This is a genomic window from Bariatricus sp. SGI.161 (assembly GCF_050313695.1).
Lineage (GTDB): Bacteria > Bacillota > Clostridia > Lachnospirales > Lachnospiraceae > JAFBIX01.
Window position 1 is genome coordinate 194112 of sequence record NZ_JBNPLX010000001.1, and the last position, 17686, is coordinate 211797.

At 41.4% G+C, this 17686-nt stretch carries 14 protein-coding genes and 1 pseudogene; 3 read left to right on the forward strand and 12 right to left on the reverse strand.

Features of this window, described 5'->3' with window-relative positions; translation table 11 throughout:
* Nucleotides 1-146: 146 nt before the first annotated feature.
* From ACQRBH_RS00945 to ACQRBH_RS00960, 4 genes are all read right to left on the reverse strand, one after another.
* Nucleotides 147-1220, reverse strand: a complete 1074-nt coding sequence (locus ACQRBH_RS00945; protein ID WP_427760701.1) for a coiled-coil domain-containing protein — start codon at nucleotides 1218-1220, stop codon at nucleotides 147-149.
* 161 nt (nucleotides 1221-1381) lie between these two features.
* Nucleotides 1382-2881: a glutamate synthase subunit beta gene (locus ACQRBH_RS00950; protein ID WP_427760702.1), complete on the reverse strand. Its 1500-nt coding sequence runs from the start codon at nucleotides 2879-2881 to the stop codon at nucleotides 1382-1384.
* A 12-nt stretch (nucleotides 2882-2893) separates the two neighbouring features.
* On the reverse strand, nucleotides 2894-7429 hold the full coding sequence (gene gltB / locus ACQRBH_RS00955; protein ID WP_427760703.1) for a glutamate synthase large subunit: 4536 nt from the start codon (nucleotides 7427-7429) through the stop codon (nucleotides 2894-2896).
* Between the two features lie 128 nt (nucleotides 7430-7557).
* Complete coding sequence (locus tag ACQRBH_RS00960; protein WP_427743945.1) at nucleotides 7558-8499, reverse strand: CPBP family intramembrane glutamic endopeptidase; 942 nt, start codon at nucleotides 8497-8499, stop codon at nucleotides 7558-7560.
* A 47-nt stretch (nucleotides 8500-8546) separates the two neighbouring features.
* On the opposite strand from ACQRBH_RS00960, the pseudogene ACQRBH_RS00965 reads away from it, so the two are divergent.
* Nucleotides 8547-8771 (forward strand): annotated as a pseudogene (locus ACQRBH_RS00965) (hypothetical protein); the annotation flags it as partial.
* Here ACQRBH_RS00965 and ACQRBH_RS00970 read toward each other — a convergent pair.
* The 8 genes from ACQRBH_RS00970 to ACQRBH_RS01005 all read right to left on the reverse strand — a co-directional run bounded on the left by ACQRBH_RS00970 (nucleotide 8669) and on the right by ACQRBH_RS01005 (nucleotide 15503).
* Nucleotides 8669-9160, reverse strand: coding sequence for a prolyl-tRNA synthetase associated domain-containing protein (locus tag ACQRBH_RS00970; RefSeq protein WP_235232890.1), 492 nt, complete (start codon nucleotides 9158-9160; stop codon nucleotides 8669-8671). The pseudogene ACQRBH_RS00965 and the gene ACQRBH_RS00970 overlap by 103 nt on opposite strands.
* A gap of 16 nt (nucleotides 9161-9176) precedes the next feature.
* Nucleotides 9177-9731, reverse strand: coding sequence for a helix-turn-helix domain-containing protein (locus ACQRBH_RS00975; RefSeq protein WP_235232884.1), 555 nt, complete (start codon nucleotides 9729-9731; stop codon nucleotides 9177-9179).
* Nucleotides 9732-9809: 78 nt separating this feature from the next.
* Entirely contained in the window at nucleotides 9810-10727 is a 918-nt protein-coding gene (locus tag ACQRBH_RS00980) for a tRNA dihydrouridine synthase (RefSeq protein ID WP_427743958.1), read from the reverse strand.
* A 71-nt stretch (nucleotides 10728-10798) separates the two neighbouring features.
* A complete protein-coding gene (locus tag ACQRBH_RS00985) occupies nucleotides 10799-12031 on the reverse strand; it encodes a [Fe-Fe] hydrogenase large subunit C-terminal domain-containing protein (RefSeq protein WP_427760704.1) in 1233 nt (410 codons plus the stop codon).
* The gene (locus ACQRBH_RS00990; RefSeq protein ID WP_347376646.1) at nucleotides 12028-12687 is read right to left on the reverse strand and encodes an ABC transporter ATP-binding protein; all 660 of its coding nucleotides are present in this window, start codon (nucleotides 12685-12687) and stop codon (nucleotides 12028-12030) included. Before ACQRBH_RS00990 ends, ACQRBH_RS00985 begins: the two co-directional genes overlap by 4 nt.
* A gap of 13 nt (nucleotides 12688-12700) precedes the next feature.
* Entirely contained in the window at nucleotides 12701-14200 is a 1500-nt protein-coding gene (locus ACQRBH_RS00995; protein ID WP_427743943.1) for an FtsX-like permease family protein, read from the reverse strand.
* Nucleotides 14201-14244: 44 nt separating this feature from the next.
* A complete protein-coding gene (locus ACQRBH_RS01000; RefSeq protein WP_427743942.1) occupies nucleotides 14245-15024 on the reverse strand; it encodes a zf-HC2 domain-containing protein in 780 nt (259 codons plus the stop codon).
* The gene (locus ACQRBH_RS01005; RefSeq protein WP_427760705.1) at nucleotides 15024-15503 is read right to left on the reverse strand and encodes an RNA polymerase sigma factor; all 480 of its coding nucleotides are present in this window, start codon (nucleotides 15501-15503) and stop codon (nucleotides 15024-15026) included. The genes ACQRBH_RS01000 and ACQRBH_RS01005 overlap by 1 nt, the downstream gene beginning before the upstream one ends.
* 206 nt (nucleotides 15504-15709) lie before the next feature.
* Between ACQRBH_RS01005 and ACQRBH_RS01010 the strand changes: the two genes are divergently transcribed.
* Nucleotides 15710-17050 (forward strand): bifunctional folylpolyglutamate synthase/dihydrofolate synthase, encoded by a 1341-nt coding sequence (locus tag ACQRBH_RS01010; protein WP_427741788.1) that lies wholly within the window; start codon nucleotides 15710-15712, stop codon nucleotides 17048-17050.
* Between the two features lie 16 nt (nucleotides 17051-17066).
* Nucleotides 17067-17624: a GTP cyclohydrolase I FolE gene (gene folE, locus ACQRBH_RS01015; protein ID WP_427741790.1), complete on the forward strand. Its 558-nt coding sequence runs from the start codon at nucleotides 17067-17069 to the stop codon at nucleotides 17622-17624.
* The last annotated feature ends 62 nt before the right edge of the window (nucleotides 17625-17686 follow it).

The following is a 17686-nucleotide window of genomic DNA, read 5'->3' on the forward strand; positions in this document are numbered from 1 at the left end:
TTGTCTATACATACTATTCTCCCTGAGATATCTTAAGGTCAGAATACTACATTATGTGTCAATTTTCAATTATTTTATCAAAAATTCCAAAAATTTACAGCTCAGTTAAAAACTGAGCTGTAAATTAATCTTTATTAATTCGAATATTATCTGCGAACATATACCATACCAGCCTGAACCGGGCCAATCTTAACAACATCTCCTGTATGTGGAGCATGAATCATCTGACCACCTCCAATATAGATACCACAATGGGTAGCTGATGTTACTACATCTCCCGGCTGCGGATTACTTACTCTTGTCCATCCCATGAAAGTCATTGTCGTTCCGATACGAGTATAACTTCCAGTCAGGCAATAGCTTACGAAACCAGAGCAATCAAAACTATTCGGTCCACAAGCTCCCCAAGAATATGGTTTACTAAGCTGGCTGTATGCTCTACTCACAACAGTGCCTCCATTTACGCTTGGTGGCACATTAGATGAACCAGAATTACTTGAACCATTATTTGTATTGCCTGTGTTCGTATTTCCTGTGTTCGTATTTCCTGTGTTCGTATTATTCGCTGCCTGCTGAGCCTGCAATTGTGCCTGACGCTGTGCCTCAGCTTCTCTGGCTGCCGCCGCTTCAGCCGCTTCCTGAATCCGTGCATCAAGATCAGAAACTTCTGCCTGCTTAGAAGCAATCACTGTATTCAGCTCTTCTTCCTGTTCTTCATACTCTGCCTGCATAGTTTCCATTTTTTGCTGGTCTTCTTCCAGAGTTGTCTTCAGATCTGCAATCTCTTGTTTTGTCTCTACGTATTCCTGCAACTGATTTCTATCATATGTATGTACATTCTGTACATATTCAGCTTTATTTACCAGATCAGAAAAATCTTCGGATGTTACAAGTGTCTCAAGTGCTGTAGAATTTCCCTCTTCATACATGAACTTAATACGCTTTTTCATCGCCTCGTACTGTTCCTGCTCTTTTTCCTCTGCCGCCTCCAGATCTTTCTCTGCCTGACTGATCTCTTCACCTTTCGAGATCAGATCTTCTTCCAGATCGCTAAGCTTTGTCATAATACTGTTCAATTCATCCTGCAGAGACTTCACTTCGCTCTCCTTCGCAGCTTTATCTTCCTTCAGATCATCTACCGAAGGAGCAGCCATAACCGGCATTGCAATCATAGAACTTGCAACCACAACAGCTAACAGTCTTGTTCCAAATTTCTTCATAAATCTTATCATCCTTTAACTTATTTTTATACTCTTTTACCCTTATTAACATAGATAATCCTATATCTGGAACCAATTATACCTTAATACGATATTTTTTGCAATATTTTTTAACATTTTTGTAACATCTTAAGAAATATCTTTAAGAACTAACAAGGTATTTACTGTATATTCATATTTGTATATCCCATCAGACTAATATCAACTTCTTGTGCTGCCTCCCGGCCTTCCCGGATTGCCCACACGACCAGCGACTGACCTCTGTGCATATCTCCTGCTGTAAATACATCCTTCATGTTCGTGTGATATTCTCCTGTTGGTGTTGCAACATTCGTTCTTTCGTTTACATTTACACCAAATGCCTTGGTAACGTAACTTTCACTTCCCAGGAACCCGGCTGCGATCAGCACCAAATCTACATCGACAGTATATTCACTTCCTGCTACCTCTGCCATCATCGTTCGGCCCGTCTTTTCATCTTTTTTAGACTCCAGTTTTACAAGAACTGCTTTACATACATTGCCATCTTTGTCTTTCTTGAATTCTTTTACAGTGGTCTGGTATTCTCTGGGATCTTTTCCAAATACAGCGATTGCTTCTTGCTGACCATAGTCTGTCTTGCAGATTCTCGGCCATTCCGGCCATGGATTCATCTCTGTACGTTCATCTGGTGCCTTTGGCATCATCTCTAATTGAAGGACTGATTTGGCACCATGACGCATCGAAGTACCAACACAATCATTTCCAGTATCACCTCCACCTATGACCATAACTCTCTTTCCCTTTGCAGAGATATAAGTTCCATCTTTTAGCTGCATCTTGTTCGCCCAGAGAGCCTTTGTCGTTGACTTCAGGAAATCTACTGCAAAGTAGATGCCTTTTGCATCTCGCCCTGGAACCTTGATGTCTCTTGGATTTGATGCTCCACAACAGAGGATGACCCTGTCAAATTCTTTCAATAATGTTGACGCCTTCTTATCTTTTCCGATATTGCATCCTGTTACAAAAGTAATACCTTCTTCTTCCATAATCGCAATCTTACGGTCAATAATCTGTTTCTCCAGCTTCATATTCGGGATACCGTAACGAAGCAGGCCCCCAACTTTGTCTTCACGTTCATAGACAGTAACACTGTGGCCTCTGCGATTCAGCATATCTGCAGCCGCAAGTCCGGATGGCCCTGAACCTACGATTGCCACTTTCTTTCCAGTACGCACTTTCACTGGTTTTGCCGACGCATATCCTTGTTCATATGCATTTTCAATAATTCCATATTCATTGGCTTTCGTTGATACAGAATCTCCATTCAGGCTGCAGGTACATGCTGCCTCACATAAGGCCGGACACACACGTGAAGTAAATTCTGGAAAATTATTCGTTTTTTTCAAACGATGGTATGCTTCCTCCCAATTCCCATGATAAATCAAATCATTCCACTCCGGTACCAGATTATGCAGCGGACACCCACTGGCCATCCCTGCGATCATCTGTCCCGCCTGACAAAATGGCACACCACAAGCCATACACCTTGCTCCCTGACGTTCCTGTTCTTCTCTGGACAGAGGGGTGTGGAATTCGTTAAAATGCTTGATTCTCTCTTTTGGTTCTTCAGCTATCTTATCCTGTCTTTCATAATCCATAAATCCTGTTGCTTTTCCCACTTTTCTCGCCCCCTATCTTCCATTTTTGATTGCATAGAATGCTTCGATTTTTGCCTGTTCGCTACTCATACCCTGCTCTTCCATCTGTAAAATGGTCTTTAACATACGTTCATAATCAATCGGAATAATCTTCTTGAACTTCGGCAGATATTCTGTAAAGTTATCCAATATCTCTTTCCCGATCTCAGAGTTCGTATAAGATACATGTTCCTCTATCATACTTTTCAGTTCATTTACATCATACTTGGACGATACTCGTTCAATATTGACCATCTGCTTGTTTACATTCATATACAAATCACTGTCCATATCCAGAACATACGCTACGCCGCCGCTCATACCCGCTGCAAAGTTTTTACCAGTTTTTCCTAAGACTGCCACACGTCCTCCGGTCATGTATTCACATCCGTGATCACCCACACCTTCTACTACTGCAGTCACACCGGAGTTACGCACAGCGAAACGTTCCCCCGCAACACCATTGATAAATGCTTTTCCGCTGGTAGCACCGTAGAGCGCAACGTTTCCTATTATAATGTTTTCATTATGTTTATATTGAACACCCTTTGGCGGATAGACTATTAACTTACCGCCAGACAGGCCTTTACCAAAATAATCATTACTGTCACCAACCAGTTCCAGAGTCAGGCCTTTTGGAATAAATGCTCCATATGACTGACCTCCGGCACCTGTACATTTCACAACAAAACTATCTTCCGGCAATCCTTCTGGATATCGTTTTGTAATCTCAGAACCAAAGATTGTTCCAAAAGTACGATTGGTATTGGTAACATCCACTTCTATGATTCTCTTCTGCTTCTTCTCAAGAGACGGGAGTAATTCTTTCACCAGGACTTTTTCATCCAACGTCTTCTCTAATTCAAAATCGAATACTTTCTTTGGGTTAAATGTAACAGGAGTCTTCGTACCCTCATATGGATTATAAAGAATCTGCTGCAGATCCAATGTAGCTGCTCTGTTAGAAGTCGGTTGTTCTTTCGCTCGCAACAGATCTGTGCGGCCTACCAGTTCGTCAATGGTACGTACGCCCAATCCGGCCATATGTTCTCTCAAGTCCTGTGCAATAAAACGCATAAAATTAATTACATATTCCGGTTTTCCGGTAAATCTTTTTCTCAATTCTGGATTCTGGGTCGCCACTCCGACCGGACAAGTATCCAGATTGCACACTCGCATCATAACACATCCCATTGTTACCAATGGTGCCGTTGCAAATCCAAATTCCTCGGCTCCCAAAATAGCTGCAATCGCCACATCCCGTCCACTCATCAATTTACCATCTGTTTCAATGCGGACACGCTCTCTTAATCCATTTTGAATCAAGGTCTGATGTGTCTCTGCCAGACCAAGTTCCCAAGGAAGACCTGCATTGTGAATCGAACTTCTTGGAGCCGCACCGGTTCCCCCATCATATCCGGAGATCAGAATTAATCCGGCGCCTGCTTTGGCAACACCTGCTGCAACGGTTCCTACGCCTGCCTCTGATACTAACTTTACAGAGATTCGCGCATCTTTATTCGCATTCTTACAGTCATAGATCAACTGCGCCAAATCCTCGATAGAATAGATATCATGGTGTGGCGGCGGAGAGATCAGACTTACACCAGGCGTAGAATGACGAGTATTGGCAATCCATGGATATACCTTTCCTCCCGGGAGATGTCCGCCCTCTCCTGGTTTTGCTCCCTGTGCCATCTTAATCTGAATCTCTTTTGCGCTTACCAGATATCTTGAAGTCACACCAAAACGTCCAGAAGCCACCTGCTTAATCGCAGAGCATCTGTCACTGTCAAGACGGTCGATTTCTTCTCCACCTTCACCACTGTTAGATTTACCATGAAGACGATTCATAGCGATTGCCAATGTCTCATGTGCCTCTTTGGAAATAGAACCATATGACATCGCTCCTGTCTTAAATCTTGTAACAATAGAATCTACGCTTTCTACTTCATCTATTGGAATTCCTTTCTTCGGATAATTGAACTCTAATTGTCCGCGAAGATTGATGTGTTCACCTTCTTTATTGACCATTTCCGTGTATTTTTTAAACATCTCATAATCGCCACGTCTGGTAGACTGTTGTAACATATGAATCGTCTGTGGATTATAAAGATGTTTTTCTCCGCCACTCTTAGACTTATGCTGACCCACACTATTCAATGTCAGATCCACTTCCAATCCTAATGGATCAAACGCCTGAGAATGGCGTGCAATATAATCCTTTGCTATTTCTTCTATTCCAATACCACCCACACGGCTTACCGTATCCGTAAAATACTTGCGGATAAATTCTTCTTTTAAACCAATCGCCTCAAAGATCTTTGCGCCCTGATAAGACTGAATCGTGGAGATTCCCATCTTGGATGCGATCTTAACAATGCCATTGATAATTGCACGATTATAGTCATCTACAGCTGCATAATAATCTTTCTGGATCATGTTCGTATCAATCAGAAGCTTAATAGATTCATGTGCCAGATATGGGTTGATTGCACAGGCGCCATAGCCCAGAAGTGTTGCAAAATGATGTACCTCCCGAGGTTCACCGGTCTCCAGAATAATCGCCACCGATGTTCTCTTCTTTGTACGGACCAGATGCTGCTGTAGTCCGGACAACGCCAGCAAGGATGGCATCGCAACATGATATTCATCGACTCCCCGATCAGAAAGGATCAGGATGTTCGCGCCTTCTCGGATTGCACGGTCTACTTCAATGAACAGATAATCAATAGCTTTTTCAAGGCTGGAATTCTTATAATACACTGTTGGAATCTCTGCTACTTTGAATCCATCCTGCTTCATATTCTTTATCTTCAGAAGATCTGTATTGGTAAGAATTGGATTATTTACCTTCAGCATCTTACAATTCTCTTCTTTTTCTTCGAGAAGATTGCCGTCTGATCCAATATAGACGGTTGTAGATGTAACAACTTCTTCACGGATCGCATCAATTGGAGGATTTGTAACCTGGGCAAAAAGCTGTTTAAAATAACCGAACAGGTTCTGATGCTGATCAGACAATACTGCTAACGGTGCATCGATACCCATTGCAGCTGTACCTTCCGAACCATTCATTGCCATGGTCAAGATAGATGTCTTTACTTCTTCATAAGAATATCCAAATGCTTTCTGAAGTCTTTTGCATTCCTCTGCTGTATAAGAAGGAACCTTCTGATTCGGAATCTTCAGGTCTTTCAGCTGTACCATATGACTGTCAAGCCATTCACCATATGGCTGTCTGCTCGCATACATTTCTTTTAACTCTTCGTCATCAATCACTTTTCCTTTTACGGTATCGACCAATAACATTTTCCCTGGATGAAGACGTTCTTTTACAACGATCTTTCTCGGATCAATATCCAGTACTCCAACCTCAGATGAGAGAATTAAGGTATCATCATTCGTAATATAGTAACGAGAAGGACGCAAACCATTTCTGTCAAGCACTGCCCCCATACAATCACCATCACTGAACAGAATGGAGGCCGGGCCATCCCATGGCTCCATCATCGTTGCATAATACTGATAAAAATCTTTCTTTTTCTGAGACATGTTCTTGGTATTCGCCCATGGTTCTGGAATAGCAATCATAACTGCTAATGGCAGATCCATACCACTCATCACCATAAATTCAATTGCATTGTCCAGCATTGCAGAATCAGAACCCGCAGTATTGATTGCCGGAAGAACCTTATGAAGTTCGCCCTTCAGATATTCTGATTCCATATTCTCTTCTCTGGCGCGCATCTTATCTGCATTTCCGCGAATCGTATTAATCTCACCGTTATGTACGATAAAACGGTTCGGATGTGCACGTTCCCAGCTTGGATTCGTGTTGGTACTAAATCGGGAATGCACTAATGCAATCGCAGAGTCGTAATCCTCATTCTGCAGATCTTCAAAAAATGAACGAAGCTGTCCTACCAAAAACATTCCTTTGTAGGCAATCGTTCTGCTGGAAAGGGATGCAACATAAGTATCATCACTGCTCTGCTCAAAAATTCGGCGTACGACATATAGTCGTCTGTCAAAATCAATTCCTTTTGCAATCTTTTTCGGACGTTCAATGAATCCCTGCATAATACATGGCATACATTCTACCGCACGGCTTCCCAGCACATCAGGTCTTACCGGCACTTCTCTCCATCCCAGGAAATTCATGCCTTCCTTTTTGACAATCACTTCAAATATATTTTTTGCCTGATTCTTTTTCAGCTCATCCTGGGGGAAGAAAAACATTCCCACCCCGTAATCTCTCTCTGAACCTAAAAAGATGCCGAGAGGTTCGCAGACTTTGGAGAAAAACTTGTGTGAAATCTGTAATAAAATTCCAACTCCATCGCCTGTCTTACCTTCGGCATCCTTGCCAGCTCTATGCTCTAAATTTTCTACTATCTTCAATGCATTTGCCACTGTATCATGACTTTTTTGGCCTTTGATATTAACGATCGCACCAATTCCGCAGTTGTCATGTTCAAACTGAGAACGATACAATCCAGCTTGATTGCTTACTGTCTGCTCGTTCATATATCTAGTCCTTTCTGTTTTTATTTTTTCCTACTATACTACTTTTCTGTTAAAATGTAAACAATTATTTTTATTAAATTGTCAGATAATTAGATTATTTAATATTTTTACAAAAAAAATCTGGCAGTTTATGCATCTGCCAGATTTTCATTTTTATTCATTTGTTCTTCTATATCCGGTCTCTCATCGATTCTCTGAATCAGTACAAACATCGTTGCTGAAACAGCCGCACACACTACTGTTATAATACCAATTCTCAAGGAATCTTCCACTAACCACTCGTACAGTTTGAACTCCGTTCCAAGTACAGACAACAAATTCATAGCCATATGTGCCACAATCGGCGCCTTCACAGAACCATACTTTTCATAAACATATGCCAGCATCATTCCAAGAATAAATCCGTAGATCATCTGTACCATGTTCATATGCAACAATCCGAATACAATTGAAGAATACAACGCAGCCTGCATAAATGCTCCCTGCTCCCGTAATCGCTTAAAAAGCAATCCCCGGAATACCAACTCTTCACTTATTGGTACTAAGACCGCCAGGGAAATGATCTGCACGAATAATGGAGCTGAATAAAGTGCATCCATCGTCTCCTGATATCCATCACTGACGGAGGGCAGATTCGCAATAAGAATCAAATTATTCAATCCCATACTCAACGATAATGCCAAAACAATCTCCGCCAGATACTTCCAGATTGGAGCTTTCTTGTTCGGAATCACACCTCGTAACTTTTCTGCAACCCTGTCTTTATGAAACAGTACCAGCATCACAGGAATTGTAACCAATGCAGCAATTCCTTCTACAAGTGTCGTCGCATTGATATATTCCTCCAACAGATTCGCATAGAGATTCATCATCTGTGTTTCATCCTGCATTGCACTCATCGCAGCATCATAATGTGCATATATATACGTAAAACTCAATGCCATCATCGCAGCCATACTGACACCGAATCCGATTGCCCATTTTATAACAAGCGGTCCGCACAAATGCCACATTCGCTTTCCATTGCTTCTCGGCGGCATAGGAGGGACCTGTCTATTCTGCTCTTCCATATTGATCCTCTCTTTCATCTATCACTACGTTACCTATTCTACTTCTCATGACCAGAACATGCAATAAAAAAAGTATTAAATTTGTTCATTGGTCGAGACCCCTGGGTAGGCGATGGGTGGAACTTAGGAATGGCAGGATGTTCGAGAGCTGTCGAACAAAAGATAGAATCTATAACTTAATCTTCACAACATCTACATCGAGATCCCAAAGGAATTTATCCAGATCTTTGAATGACAAGAATACGGTCGCGGTATTTTCCAGTGGATGTATTCCCAGGCTCTTGCATCTGCTCAGGTCTTTGTCTATAAAGAATTCTACCGCATGATCTGTATCATTCATAAGTCCAAATGGAGATACACTTCCTTGCTTCAGTCCCAGATATTTTTCCAGACGATCTTCGGAAGCAAAGCTGATATTTCCAGCTCCCAGCTGTCTGCCTAATGCTTTCAGGTCAACCTTCTTTTTTTCATCACAGGTCACAAGAAAATGTCTCTTTCCTTTTGAGTCTCTTAAAAATAGATTCTTACACAGAGTTCCTTTCTCCGGTAATCCTAATCTATCCATATCTTCCATCGTATGTACGGGTTCATGTTCCACGACCTCATACTTGATCTTCAACTTGTCCAATGCGTCATATACACGTTTCTTCTGGTCTTCCATGCTGCAAAACTCCTTTCTAATTCGGATAATGGACTACAATACAGGCAGTCACCATACCCTTTCCTGTGTTTTTGTATATGTATTCATCAAAAGCATTATAAGACGCAGAGTCTCCTGCTTCCAATACATATTCCCTGTCTTTAAAGATCATCGTCAACTGTCCGGCATACACTGTGATGAACTCTCTGGTTCCATTCATCTGCTGATTTCCAGCCATCATACCACCTTCGTCAAATTCCAGGTCAAATATTTCAAAATCCTGCCCGTCCCGAAAACTAAAGATTGGATACAGGCGATATTTTCCCTCGTTTCCAACCAGAGGAATCACTTCTGCTTTCCCTGTTTTTGAAAATGGCATCGGCTTATCTGCTGTAAATGCAGTAACCGGAACTTTTAAGCCAAGAGAAAGCTTGTATACTGTTGAAATCGTCGGATTCACTTCTCCACGTTCAATCTGACTCAGCATACTCTTACTGATTGTGGTAAGTGAGGATACCTGTTCTAAACTTAATCCCTTTTTCTTGCGGATCTCTTTCAAATTCTCTGCAATTAACTGATTCAAATGTTCCAAACAAACGCCTCCTCAAAAATTCCTGTATATGGAATTTTTTTCTATTATATTGCAAATTTATGCAAAAGTAAAGAAAAACTATAGAATCTCACGCACGGCCTCTTCATATTTACTCATACGTTCTGCCTTTTTTATCTTCTTTAGAGGCTTTTCACAATCTGGAAAGAGATGTCCCATATAACACCATATTTCCTTCATCTTGAAAAGTACATTCCTCTCTCCCATATTGAGGCTCTGATATTCATCATATATCTGATCATGGAACTGGCGAAGACGATTCTTGTCCAATTTGTCTCCATCCTCCATCTCACTGACAAGCCCCGGATTGTATATAATTCCTCTTCCCAGCATAATCGTTGATACTTCCGGGAATCTCTGTTCAAGCCGTCTGACATCTTCGGTCCTGAACAGATCCCCATTATAACAAACTGGATTCCGGCTGTTCTTAAGTGCCTCACCAAACACCTCATAATTCGGTGTATTTTTGTAATAATCCTGCTGTACTCTGGGATGGATAATCAACTCTTCTACAGGATACTGATTATATATTGACAACAGCCATTCAAATTCATCAGGCTGATACTTGCCAAGTCTGGTCTTAATTGAGATCTTAACCTTCACATTCGCATAGATCTCATCCAGGAATCGGTCCAACTCTTCTGGCTTAGCAAGGAATCCCGAGCCCCGGCCTTTTGAAACTACCGTCTTCGATGGGCAACCCAGATTCAGGTTGACCTCATCATATCCAAGTTCTTCCAGTTTCTGCGCTGTTCTGATAAAATCCTGCGCATGATTCGTCAAGATCTGGGGAATCGTCCTCATTCCCATATGATTCTCAGGTGCAATTTCTCTCAATTCTTTCGTTGTAAATCCCTTCTTCATATGTGGAGATAGAAAAGGGATAAAATACTTATCCATCGGATGAAAATAAGTATGGTATGCTCTGCGGTAGATATAAGTCGTAATCCCCTCCAAAGGGGCCAGATAATACTTCATCATTTGTCCTCCTGGCAAAATACTGTCGTGCTCTATTGTACCCTATCTTTCACCCCAATTACAACCAACTCTTAATGAAAATCTCTGGTCAGCAGAGAATCTTCCTCCAAAAGTTCTTCCACTGTCTCAAATCCCAGTTCTTCCAGAATCTTTAATACATAGGGATTCTCCAAGGGCGTCTGAAATAACGCTTCATCACTGTATATATCTACCCGTTTTCGGCTTTCTTCTTTCTCAACAATTGCTTTCGGTCCACCTACACACCCGCCGATACATCCCATTCCCTCAAAAAAGTTTGCTTCTGTCTGATTTTCTTTGATCCGTTGGATCATTTCCATACATTCTCTGGTTCCATTTGCCTGCTCTGAACAGACTTGAATCTTACGGTCAGGCTGCAGTTGTTCTGCCATCTCTGAGACAGCCTGACTTACCCCTCCAGTTCTTGCATAGAGCCTTCCCGCCTTTGATGCATGTTCCTTCCACTCGTCTGTCAGTTCTGCCGGATGGATGTCTGCCACCTCAAAGATATCACGGACTTCCTGAAATGTCAGTACATAATCGACAGCATCGTCAATATCCGGCTCCTTTGCTTCTTTCTTTTTTGCAAGGCATGGACCGGCAAATACCGTCAGAGCATCTGGATGAATCCTTTTAATCATACGTCCACACGCAATCATCGGTGATACAGCGCCCGGTACATGAGGCATCAACTCATGATAACTCTTACGTATCATGGCAATCCACACTGGGCAGCAGCAGCTGGTCAACTGATAATCTCCTTTTTGCTTCACATGACTATCAAATTCCAGTGCTTCTTTCAGTGTTAGAATGTCTGCGAATAACGCGACCTCCACCATTCCGGTAAATCCCAGAGCCTTAAACGCAGTCCGAAGCTTTCCCGGTGTCACATCTTCTCCAAACTGTCCGAGAAAAGCCGGTGCAATCATCATATATACTGGTCCTTTTGCCTCTCTTACTGCTTTCATAGCCGGCAGCACATCCTTCCCAGCAACAATGTGATGATCCTTACAGGCTTCGATACATGCCTCACAGCCAACACAAAGAGAGGGATTGATCCATAATTTCCCGGATGCATCCCTCTCAATCGCATCAAAGATACAACTGTTCTGACACGCTCTGTCATAGGCACACTGCTCACATGTACTGACCGGAAGGACGGGTGCATACTTTTCTGGATGCAACAGACAATCCAGATGATATGGATCATATCCGTCCGGCAACGGTTCCTCTAACGATACCTTCCTTTCCAAGAGATCACGATAAAGTTCTTCAAATGTCTTCATACTCTTCCATCCTCAATTCTTATGATTCTGTCACATTGCTTTGCAAGATCCAGATCATGTGTAATCATAAGAATAGTCTGCTCCAATCGTTGGTTAAGTATTCGGAATAAATGCATGATCTCTAATGTATTTTTCTGATCGAGATTACCAGTAGGTTCATCTGCAAGGATAATCGCAGGGCGCGTAATCAGAGCTCTTCCAATTGCGACTCTCTGTTGCTGACCTCCAGACAATTGACTTGGCAAATGCTCTCTGCGCGCCTCGAGCCCTAACATTTTCACAATTCCAGAAAGTCGTTTTGTATTTATTTTTTTCCCATCCAGCAGTAAAGGAAGTAGAATATTTTCTTCTACAGTCAGTATCGGAATCAAATTATAAAACTGATAGATAAGCCCAATATGTCTTCTCCTGAAAACAGCCTGTTCATTTTCATTCAATGCTGAAATATCTGTATTTCCTATCAACACCCTTCCTTCTGTTGCTTTTTCCACGCCTCCCATTAAATGTAACAGCGTAGATTTTCCCGAACCAGACGCCCCAGTAATTGCAATAAATTCTCCTTTTTCTACGTTAAAAGAGACATGGTCCAGAGCCTTCACCTTCGTTTCTCCTGTACCATAAATCTTTGTTAAGTTTTCTACCCGTAATATTGTCATAATACCCCCTTAATCAATCATTTTCATTACAGATATATTGCATATCCAATCTCTTCATTTTTGTCAGACCATACAGCGTAGGCAGCAAAACCACCACCAATACCAGCAATATTTCCGCGACAACAATTTGATACGGCATACTCAATTGGAACTTTACAACCCAAGCATCCTGTGCCGTTTTTACATACACACCTCCAATTGCAATCTCTTTATACTGCTCATGCAGCAGAAAAATACTGAACGGAATCCCAATGACTCCTGTTGCGATCCCGTAAATAGAATTTTCAATGGCTATCATCTTAGCCAATTGCCTTTTTTCCATGCCTAACGACTGATAGACCGCAAATTCTCTTCGTCTCATACGGATATCAGCTGCAATCTTTTGAATCATACTGGTCATACAAAACGCTGTCAGAGCAATCAGCATACCACATTGGAAAACAAGCCGAAGAGGTTCCCCATCTAGCTGAACTCCTGTTATCTTTGTATATTCCCTTCTCCATTGCATGCCAAAACATGCCCATACCATAATACAGCAGATAAGACTTAACATAGCAATGCAGATAGTATACTGTTTTTCATGAAAGAATACATTTTTCAAAGCAATCGCACCTTCCGTTCCCAATATACGATGTTGTTTTTTTAATGTTGTAAGCTTTTGCCCTTCCAGTTTTGAAGGATATCTGCGAATTACCATATCCATAATGGATGCATTTCCGGCTCTTGATGCTGGTATCATACTTGCCAGAGATACTATCAGCAATCCACATAAAAGAATCATTCCTATATCGATTCTGTTTATTATAAATTCCATATCACTTTTCCTTGAGAGCACTTGCTTTTCTATGAAGATTCCCTGAATAAGTCCAAGAAAGATTCCTGACATTCCTTCTATTATTCCTTCAAAAAATATACAATTTGCTTTCTGCCATCTGGTAGCACCCACACTTCCAAGCATACCTAAGTATCTGATTTTTTCACTGACAGAGATTGCAAACACATTATAGATAAACACACTGGAAAAAATGATGATAATTACAATCATTGTAAGTGTCAATGCCCCTGATCCTTGCGCTCCTTCGTAAAATATACCGTATAGTTCTAACAGACTATAATGATAAGTAATATTGTATTTTATTTTTTCATGCCCGATATCTTCATACTGCTCTTCTTCGGGAAGTATGCTCATATTAATCTTTTCTGCAAAACGTTGTGTCCTGCCGATTGCAGATACTCCTGGATGCTTTAATTCCACATCCACACAATTGCCGGCATGCTCTTCACAATTGGACGTCACCGCTATCTGCTTTGTTTTATTCCACGTTGCAATTTCCTGAATCTGTTTTTCCGTCACCTGATGAAATCTGGCATGCCATCCTCCTTCTTTTTCTATAATCTTACCTTCTTCAGCATTGCGAAATGCTGAAGAGAAAAGGACAACAAAGGTTAACGCTGCAACAGACAATGCAATCCCAAGAATTGTCAAAATTGTTCGGTGCTTATTTCTTTTCATATATTTCCATGCCAAAATCCATATTATCTTTACAGACGAATTTTTCATTTTCGTTCTCCACTTCGTATATAAATCGGGTATCCATAATGTTCCTCTTCCAACAAATAATATTGATCTGCTTTCTTTTGAATCTCTGGCGGGGCTTTCTCTACTGACTGCCCTTCTTTCCAGATGATTGCTTTATCACTTTTATTTTTTCCTGTGTAAAAAATAGATGAACAGGTATAGAGGTAATCATAATGCACCGTCTGTGTCATTGGAAATATAAAACTGATCTTTCCATTACAGTCTGAATAAAAGCTGTCTTCTTCATCTTGCCATGGCATCAGATATTGAAAGTGAAGCTCATACCATGCCTCATCATTATCACCATCTGGATTACCATCTATCTGTATCCCATAATCTGTAATATGTGCAAATGGTCTGTCTGTCCGAATCGTACAATAGATATCACCCGTATCAAGCTGATATAATTCTGTAATTTTGACATCTTTTGCTGCAACAGAATTAATCCAGACCGAAAAATATTCTGACCACGCATAATCAATCATCAATACGAGCAGCAGAAAAAGTGCAATCGGGATAATATAGAATGAATTTAATTTTCGCTTCATCTTTTTGGCAAATCTTACAAAACGCTCTTCCTCCTGACGATCTTCCATTGTGACTGGAACTGTTTTCATTGCTTTCTCATAGATATCTCTGCACACCTCACACTTCGAGAGATGATCTTCAATCAGTTTACAGCTTTCCTCACTGCATGCCTCATCTTCATACAGAACCAGCAGATCTTGAATCACATTACAGCTTATCTTATCACTCATTACGATTCCTCCTTGATATGTTCCTGGATCTTTATTTTAGCCCGATGATATGTCACGCGTGCCCATCCTTCTTTTCTCCCAAATATCTCCCCGATTTCCTTATATGACAAATCACCAAACGTCCTTAACATAAACACTTCTTTAAACGGCTCGTTCAGACAATTCATTATCCTGTAAACAGACAACTCCTCTTCTTTCTGGAGCACCAGATCTTCCATCGTTGCATCCGCATACACTTCGGAGATATCTTCGTGAGTCAATCGTTTTTGTTTTTTACAATGTGTCAGATATGTATTCTTTGCGATCTGACAAAGCCAGGTTTTTAGCGAACATTCTCCTTTAAATTTATGGATATTCTTTAACGCTTTATAGAATGTTTCCTGTGTAATCTCTTCTGCAATATCAGGGTTTTCACTCATTGCAAGCAAAAAAAGATATACATCTCTGAAATACAAACGATATATTTCTTCAAAACTCACGATTTCCACCTCCTTTGATTATTAGACTACCAAAAAATGGGATTCGTTACACGTATGAATGTATTTTATTATTATGAACTGAAAAACCTGATATCCGCATCTTTCTTCAGATACATAACAACGTAAAAAGATTCCAGAAACTGGCTTGCCGAAAATGTCCTTTAGTGCTATGATGGATAACAGTAATATGAAAGGAAACGAAGAACGTGACCTATAAAGAAGCAAGGGTATATTTAGACAATATGTCAAAATACGGAAGTGTACTTGGTTTGGATACGATTCGTGAACTGTTGCATGAACTGGGTGATCCTCAGAAAGATCTAAAGTTTATACATATCGCAGGGACTAATGGGAAAGGATCTGTGCTTGCATACACTTCTTCAATTTTAAGTCAGGCAGGATACAAGACCGGACGATATGTATCGCCAACAGTGGTTTCCTATTTGGAGCGGATTCAGATTGATGGAACATGGATATCTGAAGAAGCATTCGCCAGATGTACACATAAGATCCAGGAAGCTATTGCGCGCATGGAGACAGCCGGCAAGAGAAGCCCGACTGTGTTCGAAGCTGAGACAGCAATAGCTTTTTTATATTTCAAAGAAGAGCACTGTGACCTGGTTGTTCTGGAATGTGGACTTGGCGGTGACCAAGACGCTACGAATATTATTGAAAATACGCTGTGCGCTGTATTTACTTCTATCAGCCTTGATCATCTTGGAATTCTTGGTAACACTATAGAAGAGATTGCACAGACAAAATCCGGTATCATAAAATCTGGGTGCAGAGTTGTTTCTGCTCCTCAGGAACCAGAAGTATTGCAGATATTAGAACAACGCGCCAACTCTTTACACTGTCCATTTTACACTGCAGAACGCAATAAAAGAACGATTCTGAATGAAAGCTATTCCGGTCAGACTTTTTCCTATAAAAAGCGAGAACACATCTTCTGTCCTCTCGCCGGAAAATACCAGACCGATAATGCCATCACTGCACTGGAAGTCATAGATGCACTTATAGAACTGGGATATAATATCACAGAAAATGACATTGATACAGGATTTTCCCAGACTTCCTGGCCAGGCCGCTTTACCTGTCTTGGAGAACACCCTCTGTTCTTCATTGATGGGGCACACAACGAAGATGCCGCAAAGCGATTAAAAGAATCCCTTGATACTTATTTCCCAGGGAAGCATCTTATCTATATTATGGGAGTATTCCATGATAAAGAATATCAGAAGCTCGCTGCGATCATGGCTCCATCGGCAAAGTCTGTGCACACGGTTGATCTGCCCAATGCAGAACGTACACTTTCTGCCGGTGATCTTGCAGAAGTGATGAGGACATACTGTTCACCTGACATTCCCGTAGCCTGTGAGCGAAGCATCAAAGATGCTGTGAAAAATGCTCTGTCAGATGCCAAAGCTATGGATCCATCCGATGGAGATAATATCATCCTTGCTTTTGGCTCCCTCTCCTATCTGGGACGGGTACGCGAAGAATACCACCAACTCACGCAACAAATAATAGAAAGAAAAAATAGATGATAGAAGGAAAGAAACTATGATAGATCAAGAAAAAATCAAACAAGCCGTTCAACTCATGCTGGAAGGCATCGGAGAAGATATCCACCGCGAGGGTCTGCGTGAGACACCAGACCGCATTGCGCGTATGTGTGAAGAGCTCTATGGTGGGATGAACGAGGATGCCGGCACACACCTTTGCAAGGTATTTCACGTGGAGAACAGTGAGATGGTGTTAGAAAAAGACATTACTTTCTATTCCACCTGCGAACATCACATGCTGCCATTTTACGGAAAAGTGCATATTGCCTATGTCCCGGACGGGAAAGTAGTCGGACTCAGCAAGCTGGCCCGCACGGTAGAGGTATTTGCAAGACGACTGCAGATTCAGGAACAATTAACCGGCCAGATTGCAGACGCTCTGATGGAACACATGCAGCCGAAAGGTGTGATGGTTATGATCGAGGCGGAGCATATGTGTATGACCATGCGCGGCATCAAAAAACCCGGAAGCCAGACTGTGACGATTGCAAAACGAGGGGAATTTGAGAACAATCCTGTGTTGGAAGAACGATTTTTCCATATGCTGAACCGCTAAAGTTATTTCTATTGGAGGAAACTATGTCTGAGACACAAATAATACCATCTGACTGTCATGAT